We start from the raw sequence: 15399 nt of genomic DNA, 5'->3' as shown, positions 1-15399 counted from the left end.
ATCTATAGAATAGAGGACAAAAAGAAACTCCCAAGGACAAAGTTATTAACAAAATATAAACTGGCTCTAAATTTTCACGAAACTTATGCAGTAAACCGGTAACCCGCGCCCCAGACGGTTTCGATATACTCCGGATTTTTGGGGTCTGTCTCCAGCTTCCCACGCAGTTTGCGAATATGGACGGTTACCGTTGCAATGTCTCCGGTGGAATCCATGCCCCAGATGCGCTCGAACAGATCGGATTTGCTGAATACACGATTGGGATGACTCGCAAGAAATACAAGTAACTCGAATTCCTTGGTTGTAATCGCCACCTCTTCTCCATTAACGAAAACGCGGCGTGATCCTTTGTCAATGTGAAGCCCACGAATGTGGATTTCATCCTGCTGGGCCGGTTTGTTTTTGCCAAGTAGTCTCTCGTATCGGGTCAAATGAGCCTTTGCTCGCGCAACCAATTCACTTGGGCTGAACGGTTTTGTAATAAAGTCATCGACTCCCAGATTGAATGTCCTGATCTTATCGATTTCTTCCTTTTTCGCTGAAACGACAAGGATGGGCACTTCCTTCACCTCGCGAATGCGCCTGCAACATTCGAAACCATCGAGTCCCGGAAGCATCAGATCAACAATGATCAGATGATAGTCCCCCTCCAGTGCCTGCTTCAGACCTTCATCTCCAGTATGGCAGAGATCCACGGAAAATCCGTTGAGCTCAAAATAATCACGTTCCAGTTCCGCAATCGTTGTTTCATCTTCAATGATCAAAATGTTTGCCATTACTCCTTAGTCCCTCTCTTCACTCAGCCGTTTCAGCTTGATATATATGCTCGTGCCATCATTGGGCTGGCTTTCAGCCCAGATGAAGCCCCCATGTTCATCAATGATTTGGCGGGCAATTGCCAGCCCAAGTCCACTTCCGCCCGTTGAGGAATTGCGGGATTGTTCTGCACGATAGAAGCGTTCAAATATATAAGGCAGTGCCTCTTCAGGTATTCCCCTGCCATTATCTTTAAACGCCATCGTAATCCATGTCTCATCAGCTTGAAGTGTAATCTCAAATCGTTTGTGTTCATTCTCCATGTATTTGAGTGCATTATCCACCACATTGACAACGGAACGTTTCAGCTTCTCCGGATCCACAGCAGCCATGGCGGGACCATCCACCTGGTTATTCCAATCCAGGGCAACACCTTTATCCTCCAGATCGTATCTCAGCTCTTCAATGCTATCTTCAAGGAAATCAGCGAGATCAACTGTCTTGAACAGGAAAGGCTCTTGGTTCAAGTCGAGCTTCGAATACAAAAATAGTTCATCCACCAGCTTATCCATGCTAACTGCTTTGGAGTGAATGATATTAACGTAACTCTCCATTTTCTCGGGAGTATTAGCCACTCCGTCACGAATACCCTCAATATAACCTTTGATATTGGTAATCGGCGTACGGAGATCATGCGAAATGTTGGAGATGAGCTCTTTGCGGTTCGCTTCGTCTTGCTGACGTAACGCATAAGAGCGCTGTAATTGATTCCGCATGCTCTCAAACGCTTCGCTGAGTTGACCAACCTCGTCATTGGAGTTTAGCTGAAGCTTAAAGGATAGATTGCCATCCTTAATGTGCTCGGCTGAACTTCGTAGTTGATTCAAGGGTTTAATGAAGCTACGCGTGATCCAGCGGAACAAGAGCAGATTCGCAATGATAAGGACGCCGATAAGCAGGATTGACATCACAGGCAGGAGCTTGCGAGTAAGCTCCGCAAAGGGGCTTCTCTCACGAATGACGAAGATACTCCCCCGTTCCCCGTCTGAATATTGAAAATCAAATTTTGCATATGCGTAAAATCGCTCACCAATATTGAAGGTGCTCCGAATCTGATAATTGTTGAGATCATAGGCAGGCAGTGCTTGCTTCAGTTCTGGCTGGTTGAAAGTCAGCGATTCGAAGATCTGGCTATTCTCCCGTCTGACGTAGAGCCCTGACTTCTCAGCCCGAAGCTTCATGTCATATTCACGCAGCAAAACCTTGTTCTGCAGGTCGTCCGGGTCATTTTTGGCCAGAAACTTCATCTCTTGAAAGATCGATTCTCCCTGTTCAGTCAGGGGGTTGATCTGATAATGCACTTTGTAGATATCACGGAAACTCTGTAGATCCCCTGTGGCCGCAATCGTATACAGACTTGCCGTAAGCAGGATGAACAGCAGACTTATGACGAGCATGCCCGTGAAGGACAGCAGCATTTTTATTCGAATTGACATGGGTTCCCCTTCTCAAGCAAGCAATTGGATTAGTTAGTGCACATGTTAACACAAGATGGATTCTATTGCCCATATGTAAAAAAGAGGTTTCTTTTTCATTATATATGTTGACAGTGATAATCGTTATCAATAATGTTGGAATAAGGTGCACAACGATTGATCTTAGAATGACCGGCAAACACTTTTGAAATGAGGTACGAAATGTGAAAGTAGACGTTAATCAGTTAGCAGCGCATTTTGCACACATTCCTTTTCAAGTCGAAGGAATATATCGATATGCTAGAAATCCCGGGGTCCCCCATGCTGACTATACCGATTCTTTTCCTGGATTTGTGTTCCCACTTACAGGAAAAATACAATTTCAATTTGATGGTACGCCCTATATCTTTTCACCAGGAAAAGTTGTACATGGGGGCGCGAAAATGAAACTGGACCAAACTGTGTCTAATAGATCGGAATGGGAATACATCCTCGTTTTATACCGAATATGTAGTTCGGACCTCGAAGAGACAAGCTTTTCCCATCAGCATTTTGAATTATCAACGGGTCAATCCCCACGTCTGATCGAATTAATCACGCGTCTTTGGCATGTGTATAATCAGCGCGGAGGTATTTCAAGGTTTCAGACCGAGATGCTGTTTCGCGATGTACTGAATGAGACTTTAATATGTGTTGATCATAGGCAAAATAGCTGTGATTCAGATGCTTTATTTGAACGAGTCTCTGCCTATATCCAAGAATACTATGATCAAAGTCTGACTGTCGCATCGCTTGCAGAACAAAATAATGTTAATCGAAATCGACTTTCCTATGTGTTTAGAAGACATGCAGGTATGGGTCCAGCAGAATATGTATTGAAATATCGTATAAACATGGCACAGCAAATGTTATTGGCAAGTGATGCGTCTGTACAACAGATAGCTGAGACCGTTGGCATTGCTGACCCCTTTTATTTTAGTAGAGTGTTTAAGAAACAATGTGGTATTTCTCCTACGGAGTATCGTCTGAAGTTCATCAATAATCCATCCTGATTTCAATAGGCATCCATGTTATACAAAAGCTTAGATCAGTATACTGAACATAAAGGATTAATACACAGGAGGAATGACGATGCACTATCAAGCTATTAAATTGAATGAGGAATTTTCGAAATTAAACGATCTTTGGTCGCCCAAACTCATTGGTGAAATGAATGACTATCAATTTAAGATCGTTAAGATTAATGGAGATTTCGAGTGGCATGTTCATGAGGAGACCGATAAGTTATTTTTTGTGCTCGAAGGGGAAATGATTATTGATTTTCGTGATGGGCAAGTGAAGATTTCTAAGGGCGAGATGTATATTGTCCCCAAGGGAGTCGAGATCAAGCCTTCCGCCGAAAATGAATGTCATATCATGTTGATGGAGCCTGCAAGCGAAGTAAACATTGGCGGGACTAAGGCCGAATAAGCATCAGTTATTGGAACCAGGATGTCAATTTGCAATATCAGAGAGCCGATAACCGCGTAATAGGGTTATCGGCTCTGCGTCTGTACGGCCAGCTCTTGGACATGCATTAATCAGCAATCTCTCGGTTATGTCACTTGTTGCTGGTCTTCTTGATCAAGTCCACACCATCGTGTGCCAGACTTTCCACACTTGCTGCCTTCTGCAGTATGTAATGATCAAAAAAGTTCTTCGCATAGTCTGTAACAAGATTTCTCATCTCCGTAGCATCCCGTTCGCCTCTGAGTTCCTCATTAACACTGGTAAACACGATGTCACAGTAATCTAAATGTGCAACACGATCAACTGAGAAATAATAGGTTTCCATGCTATTGTTAGCGCCAATAATCGCATTCATATTATAGTTAGGTTCACAAAACAGTAGCAAGAAGGGTTTCTTAAGATCGCTGTCAAGAAGGCCGAACGCACCGCTATCCAAGCCAATCCCGCAGGCGAACCGATCGTCATCCCGGCAAACTATCGCCGTCGTAGGCCCTCCATAAGAATGTCCGACTATGCCCATGCCGATGTCAAGCAACAATCTGCCCTTAAAGATGGAATTCAGCTCTCCAGAGTCCAGTTTGTAAAGATAATCGGCTACATACCTTACATCTTCTGCCTGTAATTCACTATACTCTGTTAACTTGGCAAGTATCGGTAGTGTAAGCACGTTACGGCACATCTCTATGGCAGTTTCATCGTCAGGCCGCATCTCCATCTTACCAGCCAACGCCAGCATCTCCGGATCTTCACCAAACGCTGTAATGACATCCGAAAAATCCTTGGATACATTAAACAGTCGCCCATCTTTACGCTTATACATCGTGCTATTCTGATGGCCGATGCTTACCACAATATATCCCATGCTTGCCAAGTCTGTACAGATCACTGTACCCCATTCTGGAGAACCGCCCCCGCCGCAAACATAGAATAACACCGGATAGCGCTTTTCCTTCCCGGAGAGAGCAAGGTCGTCGTAGCACTGGGTCTTGATATCTATAGAGAAAACATCCTTCAACGCAGTGACAAGTGGCTGCTCATTAAACATCTCGTAGACTTCAGGAAACATGTACGTTGAATTAATCTTACCTTCGCTAGTGTCGGACGGATAGTACACAAACGCGGTCAGTTCTCTTTTTGAGTCATCTGATGCCGTGTACTCAAAATCCATCTGGGTTCGACCGACAGTATAGCCGCCAATTGGTTCTGGAAATGCGTCATAAGTTTTCATTTTCTTTCCCCCTTGAGATCGCTAACAATTTCAGAATATTTATGATCTTCAACCAGCCCATGACCCATAAAGTCAGTAAAATACTTGCTAATCTTATGTTGCAGCGTAGAGTCCTTAATATCGAATTCCCTAAAAAACATGATTAAATTAAACTGCATTGACTCAAACATAAAAGAAATCAGGTCATCGTCAATATCAGGTCGGAGATATCCATCAACCCTCATTCGGCGTAAAATGTCCTTGATTAAGGGGGATGACTCTCCCTTTAGCACATTCAGATATACTTTAAGCAAAATGTTCTCAGGAATGTATAAAAGTGTTTCAGTGAGTTTGATTTCCAACTCATTCAGTGGCTCGGTCACCATGCCATTAACGTTACCAAATAAGCCAGTAAGGAAAAACTGGAAAAGGGAATCTTCATTACTGTTATTAAAATACGCAGCTCTTTTCTGGGTCACATTACGTATTAAGAGACAATAAAGGTCATCTTTGTCTTCGAAATACCGATAAAATGTTCCGGGGTGCATGGACAAACTATCCAAAACCATCTTCATTGTTATATCCTCGTAAAGATTATCAACAAAAAGATGCATAGCGCTATTAGATATTTCCTCGCGCCTTGTTTCATCTAAACGAAAGAAAGTGTTTTTTGGCATAAATACTCCTTAATGCGAAGTGTGAATTGATTCACACTATATCGATAATCAATTCACATGTCAAGTAGTCTTGAAATAGAGTGTTCAGAATCTCATAAAATGATTTATGTTCAATACCCGCCGTTATATTAAGTGTTGAATGTATTCTTGGACTCCATTTTCTCTATCATTCAGCGGCTTGACCGGGAACAGCTTGAGACAGGAACTTGGTTCATGATAACAAAAAAAGCCGCTAAAATAGCGACTTTCAGGGGTCAACCACACTGCCATTACAACCCGAGATCATCAGCGAGTCCTTCAACACCTGTGAAGATGGAATCCCCGTAGCCCCAGAAGTTGTTGAAATCAATAATGTAGATTTTCTTGTTTTTAACTGCGTTAATGTTTTGCACCTGCTTGTTGGCAAGCAGCTTTTCAATCGTCTGTTCAGGATCAATACCACCTGCATACCTCGAAATAATCATCGCATCCGGATTAATCTCGATTAGCTTCTCCAGACTGAGTGTGCCGGTTTCATTAATCAGCATATTATGCATATTGATTAATGACATTGCACTTTCAATAAACGTATCACCATTTCCGTTGTAAATGCCAATGGTTCCATCACCATTATCCGAAAAAGATGCATAGTTGATTGTTTCAGCGCTAGCTCGAGCCGACAAGGCATTCTCGCGTGCTTTAAGCGTCTCAATATAGGCCGCTGCATTAGCTTGCACGTTGAATATTTCACCTAATTCAGTAATATCCTGATACAGACTATCTAACGATGCATCAGGAACACTGGTGCTTTGTACGTACGTTTTAATCCCCATATCATTCAAGCTGCTTACTGTACCAACACCCCAATCCGCATCCTCAAACAATCCACCACGCCCCACAACCAGGTCAGGCGAAGCGCCTATTGTCACTTCCTTACCTACATAGCCTTCAGCCAGCACAGGAATTTGTTTAAACTCATCAGCAATATCGTCAGGTACATTGCCGAACAGCGCTGCCACTCCAACAATCTTGTCAGTCAAACCAAGACGGATCAATAATTCAGCCGCTCCTTGTGTATTCGCAACAACCCGTTCAGGTACCTTATCGAAGGTTTGTTCTTTAGCCACCCAAGTCCCATTTTCAGTCGTATAGTTTGAAACGGTTAATGGATACGTTGTTTGAGCAGCACCTGAAACATCTGCATCCGATTTCTCCTCATCTGTTGCAACATTTTTCGTTGTTTGCTGTAAGCTATTGTTTGTATCATCGCTTCGACCATTACTATTGGAGCATGCTGCAAGTACAAAAACAAGTGCAGCAATAAAACAAAATAACATTCCTTTTTTAAACAGTGTAGACATTCAATCCTCTCCCTTTTGGATTCTTCATTTTCTATTTATGCATTATGTAAAATAGTTATTGTCAGTATACAGCAAATGCTGAATCTCGTAAATGAGAATTATAATCATTCTCAATCGTTAAAAAAGCTGGGCATTCTCCTCTCCATCTTTGCTACTTTCGTCAAGAATAACTAAAAAAGCCGATCAATTTGCATCCATTGATCGGCTTTGCTTGACACTATTCATACTCCAGTTGTTCTATCTACTCTTACCAACCGCGGTTGGACATGCGCTCTTCTGGAGCTAATTTAGAAATTTCGATCCCTTTCATCGGGGCGCCCAAGTTTTTAGATACTTCGGCAATCAGTTTGTAATCCGTGTAATGTGTTGTAGCTTCAACGATTGCACGAGCGAATTTCTCAGGGCTATCGGATTTGAAAATACCTGATCCTACAAACACACCGTCTGCTCCCAGGTGCATCATTAATGCTGCGTCCGCCGGAGTAGCTACACCGCCTGCTGCAAAGTTAACGACAGGAAGTTTTCCATTTTCATGAACTTCGCGCAGCAGCTCATAAGCTACACCCAGATTTTTTGCTTCAGCGTACAGCTCGTCTTTGGACATGTTTTGCACTTTGCGGAGTTGGCTGTTAATTAGACGCATATGACGAACTGCCTCAACAATGTTACCCGTTCCAGGCTCACCTTTTGTACGAATCATCGATGCACCCTCACCAATACGGCGAAGAGCTTCTCCCAAATCTTTGGCTCCACATACAAATGGTACAGTAAACTCATGTTTATCGATATGGAACACTTCGTCTGCAGGAGTAAGAACTTCACTTTCATCGAGATAGTCCACACCTAGGGATTCAAGCACTTTGGCTTCTATGTAATGACCGATACGTGCTTTGGCCATAACTGGGATAGATACAACCTTCATAACCTCTTCAACGATGGTTGGATCTGCCATGCGAGCTACACCGCCAGCTGCACGAATATCGGAAGGTACCCGCTCAAGAGCCATAACAGCTGTTGCCCCTGCCGCCTCAGCGATTTTAGCTTGCTCTGCATTCATAACGTCCATGATGACGCCACCTTTTTGCATCTCAGCCATTCCTCTTTTTACACGATCTGTACCTGTTTGCATGATTGTATTCCTCCTATTAACTTTTGGGTGGTTTTCAATAAAGGCATCGCTCTAATCTATGATTTAGTATAGAATGAGAATGGTCATATAAAAAGATCCAATATTTTTGGTTTTTATTGTACCACTTCAATTATAACTCTGGAGGGCATATGCAATTTCATGTAGCTTACAGTTCATATTTGAACCGAAAATATACCAAGATGAAAGCTCTCTATAATGCCATTCGTGATGCAATTCATGAAGGTAATCTTATGCATGGCGAGAAGTTACCCTCGACTAGAGAGTTAGCTGCGACGTATCACATTTCCAGAGGAACCGTGAATCAGGTCTATGATACGTTGACTGCTCAAGGTTACATTCATTCAGAGCATGGAAGAGGAACCTTTGTTGCTTATCAATTGGATTTGAACAATAATGCGTCCAACGTAAAAGCTTGTACGCATCACTTATCAGCCTGGGGAAATCGTATTCAGCAGTTTGAACAGCAGACGATTCAAAGAAATGCACAAACCAACGCTCCAATAGATGATTCCAGAATGGATAGCGACCAAGTGATCGACTTTAGCAAATACCAACCTGATTTCTCCAAGTTTCCTTACGATGAATGGAATAATCGATTGTATGCAGAGATAAGGAATCGTGAGCATCACTTGGAAACAACCTCTGCTATGGTTAGTTCAACCGGGGAGCCGAAATTGAGAGAAGCCATTGCTGCCTATCTTCGGAGGATGCGGGGCATTCAAGTCGATCCGGATCATATTGCAGTGACTGCAGGCTCCATGCAAGCTATAGCTCTACTCACTCAATTACTTGCAGATCCTGGGGATCATGTCGTGACGGAAAGTCCTTGTTATGTCGGGATTTCTCAAGCCATTTTGGCTGCGGGGGCAAGGTTGATTGAAGCCAATCTCGATGGTCAGGGAGTTGTGCCCCAAGACTGGGAAGCACGAATGATGTTTGTCACGCCGTCACGACAATTTCCTACTGGCGAAATGCTCAGCCTTGAACGCAGACAAACCTTGCTGGACTGGGCACAACGGCATGATGCCATGATTGTCGAAGATGATTATGATAGTGAATTCCGATATCGCGGAATGCATGTTGAACCTCTGAAAACACTTGATAAAGCAGGACGTGTAATCTATCTGGGCAGCTTCACAAAAACCTTGCCTTTAGAAGTACGACTTGGTTATGTGGTTCTTCCCCCTACCTTGGCAGACACCTTTAGAAAGGCACAGGCATTATACGAGCCAAGACCCGTCAACCTGATCGAACAACGGGCATTAGCGGCATTTATGACAAGCGGTCAATATGAGCGTCATCTGCGCAGGATGAATCGTCTATACAGTCGTAAATTTCATCTGTTACTCAAACTTTTGAACAAGCAACTCTCTTCATGGTTTGATTGGGTGGAGAATGAAGCGGGTCTTCACGTGTTTGGCTGGTGGCGAGGTAATGCGTCCACTTATGAGGTCTTTCGAGCATCGGCTAGGTCAGAAGGTGTGGTATACTCAGAAGTCAGCAGTTCAACATCTGACGGTACGAAGTATGGTATATATTTATCCTTTGCACATTTGTCAGATATTCAATTACAAGAAGGCGTATCCAGATTAAAAAATGCCGTCACAGCTTCATTGTGAGGTAACGCGTCTCCAAAATTTAGGGCGTGTCTGAAAACTCCGAAGGAAGCAGATTTTGCCGAATTTTCGTTCCAAGCCAGGAAGTTTTCCGCAGGCGTGCCGGGGCACGTCAAGGGAAAGTGACGCAGCAGGGGGCGAAAAGACGGTGAAAGATGCACTTCAGCGAGTTTTGAGACACGACCTAGTACAAGAAGGTCATCATTCGGAAGAGGGGCGATCGTTATGAATTGGTTAACTGAACTCTATAAAATTAATAAACGGGAACCGAAAAAGGAAATCGAACGTTCTTTGGTTAACGCCATCTTCCGAATCTACGACCGGTTCCCCCGAATCGGCCTTAGAGAGCGGATCGGACAGCAAGAAATGTCTCTCGATATAGCGGATGCTTATATCCATGGACATAACGCCATAATTGAAGCTGGTGTCGGAATCGGCAAGTCTTTTGGGTACCTGATTCCGAGCCTGCTCACAAATCAAATGTCTCAAAAACCAGTCATTATAGCGACATCCTCCATTCAGCTTTCGGAACAGATACATAAAGATTTGAGGATCATTGGTAGCCGGTTGGGGTTTTCAACGGTTCGCTCCGTTGTTGGGAAAGGCATGGGTCAGTATGCCTGCCGAAGCAGGGCAGCGGAACTCATCAGACCGGATGATGCGAGCTCCTTCGTATCTACCCTTGCCCAGCGCATTTTAGATTATGAAATTGATGAAAGAGCCGATATTAAAGCTGGAATTAGTGATGCCGAATGGTCCAACGTTTCCGTAAATGATTGCAAATTTGAACGTTGTCATCATAAAAATTCATGTTTGTTTTACGATATGAGAGCGAAATTGAATGCAAAAGCTCACGAGATTGATTTTATTATCGTGAACCAGGACCTGCTCATACGGGATTTGATGAAGAAAAAAGAAGGAACCAAGAGCATCATCTCGGAACAACCTGCTCTGATCGTCATTGATGAAGCACATAATCTGGAAACAAAAGTTCGAGATGCCAGAACGCTTGAGTTCACTTATCGGGGAATCTGCCGCATCCTGGATACCACGGTGCAGCTTCTCACGAAGCAGTCCGGGGATAAGGGTCTTTTTTCACAATCCAATTTCGTAAAAAAATGTGCCCAGCGTATATTCCAACAGGTAAATGCGGATCTGCTCCACCATGCCAAGCAGGATAACGACCGAATCAAAGTGTCGGAAATCCAAGGAATACCGTTAAACCAAGTCTTAAACGATTTAAAAGATCTCAGTCTGCGCCTTTCCATTTTGACCTCCCGCCACGAACGGGAAATAGATGACGCTTTTGAAGCCATAAATGGGCTTATTACCCTCAGCAATGTCTTGGCTAAAATAAAGGATAACTACCTCCTATGGGCGAGCAATCCCCAAGGAGTAGCCACGGTCAGCATCTGTCCCAAAGATATAAGCCAATTCCTGAAATACACTTTGTTTAATGGCAAGGTACCTGTAATCCTAACATCAGCAACGTTGTGCCAAGGCGGGGATACGCTGGAGGAACAATATTCTTATATGACGCACTCCCTCGGTTATAAGGGAAATTTCCTGGAGCGCCAACCCTCCCCTTTTGACTACACCAACCATGCCATGATGTACATTTCGAACAAAGTTCCCTATTACGACCATGACCAGCGCGAAAACTATCTTGAAGCAGCTTATAACGAAGTAGTTCAACTCTGTAATCTAACTCAGGGAAGAACAATCGTCCTTTTTTCAGCAAAGGAGGATATGAAGTACATTCATAAGAAGTTGAGTTCAAGGGCTAATGAATATACATGGGCACTCCATGTTCAAAAAGAAGGATCTTCCCAGGACAGTGTTATCGCCGAATTCAGGAAAAGCAAAGGTGTACTCCTGGGTACCGGTGTATTCTGGGAAGGCGTGAATATCGAGGGTTCTGACCTGTCACAAGTTATTATTTTCCGTCTACCCTTCCCTGTTCCTTCGGATCCTGTTTATGAATATAAGGCATCTGTAACGGAGAATTCGTTTATGGAAGTGTTTGTACCGGATATGCTTCTGCGGTTACGCCAAGGAACTGGACGCTTGATCCGCAGTGAAACGGACCTTGGCATACTCAGCATACTTGACTCCCGTCTTAGCGCTGCTGCAAAGAAGAGTTACCGGGAACAGGTGCTGGAAACGTTGCCGTTCAAAAAAGTAACGGAGGATTTTTCGGTTGTGGAGAAATTTGTGCAAAATAAGGGGATACGACGTACGGATTAGAAATGGTACAAACCAAATCATGTAACTGTTCAAATCAAATCACATGAAAAAGCCCTTCCGCCCATCAAGCGGAAGGACCCATTTCAATGCTGGAAGTAAGATATATGCTACAATATATTCCAGTGCTACGAATCCCAAAGGAGGCATTTACATGGTTGAAAGACCAACTACAGAGGAATATGCAGTCTATTATGAAAGATACATCCAGCTTGTTCCTGAAGGGAACATCATCGAACGCTTAGAGCTGCAAGCCAACATCGTACAAACTTTGCTCTCTTCATTGACAGAGGAGCAAGCAAATTACCGTTACGCCGAAGGCAAATGGAGCGTGAAAGAGGTCATCGGCCACCTTTTGGATAACGAACGCATCATGAGCAGCCGATTGCTTCGCATCGCCCGAGGTGACAAAGCGAATCATCCCGGCTACGATCAGGACGTGCTTATGCAGACCCACCCTTTTAATACATATACCCTCGCCGATTTGAGCGAAGAATATGCCGTCACACGCCGCTCAACCATTCTTATGCTCCGTCGCCTCACGCCGGAAGCTTGGCTCTGTAGAGGGATCGTCAGTGAGAATCCTGCTTCAGCTCGATCGATCGCATTTGTTATGGCTGGACATGAGCTCCACCATTTATCAGTACTTCGCAATCACTATTCGCTGGATGTGCAATTATAAAATTCATTCAAAAAGACTTTGAACCTTCATTTTCTGTAGGATCAAAGTCTTTTCTCATCAGCCCATTTATCGATCAAAATGAATTAGAAGTGCATCCTCTCTCAAAGACAACGTGGAATAATGATTCAGAATCGGAATGTCCCCATTGAACTCTATGGGCAGTACCACATAGCTGGATTGAAAGTAATCCGATCCGTTCCAGCGATCTGAAAAGTATAGGTACTCCTCTTCTGATCGCTTCAGCACAAATGCTGGTTGCGTTCGGTACGTCGTTTCATCGCCAAAATCGCTGAGCATCCCCCATGGACCATCCATCGTATCAGCCATCGCGTACTTTCCTTGATTGGGTTCCCAACCTGTGCAAAAGGAGCTTATCATATAGTACTTCCCGTTCCGCTTGAAGACGGCTGGCGCCTCTCGATATTCCCCCTGCCACAACTTCCCAACAAGACTTTCGACATTAAGATAATCTTCTTGAAGGCGATAGATGTGAAGATCCGCATTGTCTCGGGCAGCTGAAATAAAATATGCCGTACCGTCATCATCCTGAAAGAGTGTGCAGTCACGTGACATATAACCATACGGATTAAAGCTGCCATGATAAACGAAATGGCTATCTGGAAAATCAGAAGTGGCTATGGCGCACGCGGCATCATTGTAATTGTCACCATTCTCATAGTGGACCCAGAGGACGAACTTTTTTGTCACTGCGTTGAAAAGTACTTTAGGTCGTTCGAGATTTACCTTTCCGCCTTTGTCATTCATTAATCTCAGATTCGTCCGAACTCGAATGGGTGCAGCTGGCGTAGAGGTCATCAGGATATGGTTCCGAAACTCCCAGTTGAATAGATCCCTGGAACGGTAACAACTAACATAAATATCGTCTCTCCGATCTTCACCATACCAGTAATAATAATCGTCATGGAATAACATATGTCCACCATGGGCATGAATCGGTTGACCACTGAGATCCTTCCAGATGGTACCATTGATAAATTGATTATTCTGCACTTGTTCCAAATATCTTCACCTCCCATAGTCTTGGCGTGTACCAATTGTTGGGGTTGTTATGAAGTGCCGCATTTTGCATATTAATTCGTACGTATCTGGCAGCAGTGCTCGATAGAGTATCTGATGTGAAACCGTAAGATGTATTATTGGTTCGATCCAATGCCACGGTCCAGTTCACATTATCCGTACTGGTCTCGATTTTGTATTTATAAAAACCTTCGGAGCCTTTTTGCATCCACCAGGAGATTTGCACATTATTCAATTGTTGAACGGAGCCGAGGTCTACCTTCCACCAATGTGGCCAGGAACTGCCTGTGCCGATCCATTCGGTTTGATAGTTACCATCATTAGCATAACTTGCCGGGTTCGTTCCGGTAGCCGTTTGCGCTGTTGCAGGTTTACCTTGCGACAGCAGTTTTCCATTCTGAACGGGAACGACAACATCATCACTTGTGTTGTACAGGACTTGATCAAAATAATCATAAAATGCGTAACCATCGGAGAACCAAACGGGAAGCAGTCGTTCCTCCGTTGTTCCATTTTGCGTACCTGCCCAGCCGAACATCCAGCGATATGCAACCATAACCACGTTGTTGCCCGTGTTTGGCTTCACACGCATGACGGAACCCGACTGCGCCGAGAAGGTTGACGTGTTGCCAATCGTTCGTAATTCAGACCAATCGCCGTCTATGCTTGTTGCTGAAGAATACAAGGGTATGCTCGGATACCAACCTGCCGCTTGGGAAGAGAACAAGTAATAAATGCCATCTTTTTTGATCATTTTGGGCAGTTCCCTGTGTTGATTTTGGTAAATAACTGAAACTTGATGATCCACATCCAGCCAATCGGAGGTCAATTTATACAAAATCGTGTCCGAATTATTATTGGCCGTAGAGATCAGATACGCCGAATCATCGTCATCTTTGAAAATGGAGATATCTCTGGACTCGTTTCCTTCCGGTCGAAAGCTTTTGTGAAATGTAAAGTTTTCTCCAGGCGTAGCCGAAGCTACAGATACCCTGGCAAGTGTGTAGTCTGTACTGTTTTCATAGTGAGCCCAAAAAACGAATTTGTTCGTGGGCGCATGGTATAGGATATTAATCCCCTCAAATTTAGAATTCGCCAGATCGGGATGATCCGTGTAGGAAAGAACCACTTTGTCGTTACCGTAAGTGATATCATCCGTTGATGTCTGTTGAATCATTTCACCAAAACCGCCTGATGATTTTTGTACGAAATTGAATCTGTAGTAGGTATCCCCCACTTTTAGTTCATTCGGAAGCATGAGCGTTGATTGCGTTGTATTATCAAAAGTTGTGAGGTTTTCTGGAAGAGTGTAAGGGGTATATTCTGATGAGACAGCGGAGGCAATTGAGGAAGTTCCCCCATATGCTTTCACTTGGTATTTGTACGTGCTACCTATGTTGAGGTCATAATCGTCCGTCGTTATACCGGTTAAGGTCTGTAATAAAGTATAGGGCGCATTGTTCTCGGATCTGTACAACTCGTATGCTGTGGCTCCCGTTACAGGTGCCCAATGGATTTTGGCATTGGATACTTCGGATTCGTTCTTCAATACAAACAGTGTTGCAGCAATATGGGTCTCTTCGCCAGCGGCAGCGTGAACGGTCTGAGCTGAGGACGTTAAATGGAGTGTTAACAACATCAATGCAATGGCGATAGCAATCCACGATTTACCTTTGATCATGTCTCATCATCTCCTTTTTTAGAA

General features: G+C 43.8%; 13 protein-coding genes. 5 read left to right on the top strand and 8 right to left on the bottom strand.

What is annotated here, in order from left to right:
• Positions 1–83 precede the first annotated feature (83 nt).
• Positions 84–776 (bottom strand): response regulator transcription factor, encoded by a 693-nt coding sequence (locus M1D71_RS14085; RefSeq protein ID WP_458126974.1) that lies wholly within the window; start codon positions 774–776, stop codon positions 84–86.
• Between the two features lie 6 nt (positions 777–782).
• Positions 783–2252: an ATP-binding protein gene (locus tag M1D71_RS14080; protein ID WP_458126973.1), complete on the bottom strand. Its 1470-nt coding sequence runs from the start codon at positions 2250–2252 to the stop codon at positions 783–785.
• 203 nt (positions 2253–2455) lie between these two features.
• On the opposite strand from M1D71_RS14080, the gene M1D71_RS14075 reads away from it, so the two are divergent.
• Together M1D71_RS14075 and M1D71_RS14070 are read left to right on the top strand one after the other, a co-directional pair.
• On the top strand, positions 2456–3283 hold the full coding sequence (locus tag M1D71_RS14075) for a helix-turn-helix domain-containing protein (protein WP_458126972.1): 828 nt from the start codon (positions 2456–2458) through the stop codon (positions 3281–3283).
• 79 nt (positions 3284–3362) lie between these two features.
• Complete coding sequence (locus M1D71_RS14070) at positions 3363–3701, top strand: cupin domain-containing protein (protein WP_458126971.1); 339 nt, start codon at positions 3363–3365, stop codon at positions 3699–3701.
• 130 nt (positions 3702–3831) lie between these two features.
• Here M1D71_RS14070 and M1D71_RS14065 read toward each other — a convergent pair whose 3' ends face one another.
• The 4 genes from M1D71_RS14065 to pdxS all read right to left on the bottom strand — a co-directional run bounded on the left by M1D71_RS14065 (position 3832) and on the right by pdxS (position 8096).
• Positions 3832–4968: an alpha/beta hydrolase gene (locus M1D71_RS14065; protein ID WP_458126970.1), complete on the bottom strand. Its 1137-nt coding sequence runs from the start codon at positions 4966–4968 to the stop codon at positions 3832–3834.
• Entirely contained in the window at positions 4965–5624 is a 660-nt protein-coding gene (locus tag M1D71_RS14060; protein ID WP_458126969.1) for a TetR/AcrR family transcriptional regulator, read from the bottom strand. The genes M1D71_RS14065 and M1D71_RS14060 overlap by 4 nt, the downstream gene beginning before the upstream one ends.
• 269 nt (positions 5625–5893) lie before the next feature.
• Complete coding sequence (locus M1D71_RS14055; RefSeq protein ID WP_458126968.1) at positions 5894–6964, bottom strand: ABC transporter substrate-binding protein; 1071 nt, start codon at positions 6962–6964, stop codon at positions 5894–5896.
• A 247-nt stretch (positions 6965–7211) separates the two neighbouring features.
• Positions 7212–8096 carry a pyridoxal 5'-phosphate synthase lyase subunit PdxS gene (gene pdxS / locus M1D71_RS14050; protein WP_200869424.1) on the bottom strand — a complete coding sequence of 295 codons (885 nt, stop codon included), beginning with the start codon at positions 8094–8096 and terminating at the stop codon, positions 7212–7214.
• 146 nt (positions 8097–8242) lie between these two features.
• Between pdxS and pdxR the strand changes: the two genes are divergently transcribed.
• From pdxR to M1D71_RS14035, 3 genes are all read left to right on the top strand, one after another.
• Entirely contained in the window at positions 8243–9733 is a 1491-nt protein-coding gene (gene pdxR / locus M1D71_RS14045) for a MocR-like pyridoxine biosynthesis transcription factor PdxR (protein WP_458126967.1), read from the top strand.
• Between the two features lie 222 nt (positions 9734–9955).
• Positions 9956–11977, top strand: coding sequence for an ATP-dependent DNA helicase (locus M1D71_RS14040; protein WP_458126966.1), 2022 nt, complete (start codon positions 9956–9958; stop codon positions 11975–11977).
• Between the two features lie 151 nt (positions 11978–12128).
• Positions 12129–12656: a DinB family protein gene (locus M1D71_RS14035; protein ID WP_458126965.1), complete on the top strand. Its 528-nt coding sequence runs from the start codon at positions 12129–12131 to the stop codon at positions 12654–12656.
• A gap of 66 nt (positions 12657–12722) precedes the next feature.
• Here M1D71_RS14035 and M1D71_RS14030 read toward each other — a convergent pair whose 3' ends face one another.
• Together M1D71_RS14030 and M1D71_RS14025 are read right to left on the bottom strand one after the other, a co-directional pair.
• Entirely contained in the window at positions 12723–13667 is a 945-nt protein-coding gene (locus tag M1D71_RS14030) for a family 43 glycosylhydrolase (protein ID WP_458127246.1), read from the bottom strand.
• Positions 13657–15375, bottom strand: coding sequence for a discoidin domain-containing protein (locus M1D71_RS14025; RefSeq protein ID WP_458126964.1), 1719 nt, complete (start codon positions 15373–15375; stop codon positions 13657–13659). The genes M1D71_RS14030 and M1D71_RS14025 overlap by 11 nt, the downstream gene beginning before the upstream one ends.
• Positions 15376–15399 lie beyond the last annotated feature (24 nt).

The sequence above is a fragment of the Paenibacillus sp. Z3-2 genome, from assembly GCF_054161325.1.
The sequence above is the reverse complement of the archived record's forward strand: the minus strand, read 5'-3'. Positions and strand labels throughout refer to the sequence as shown.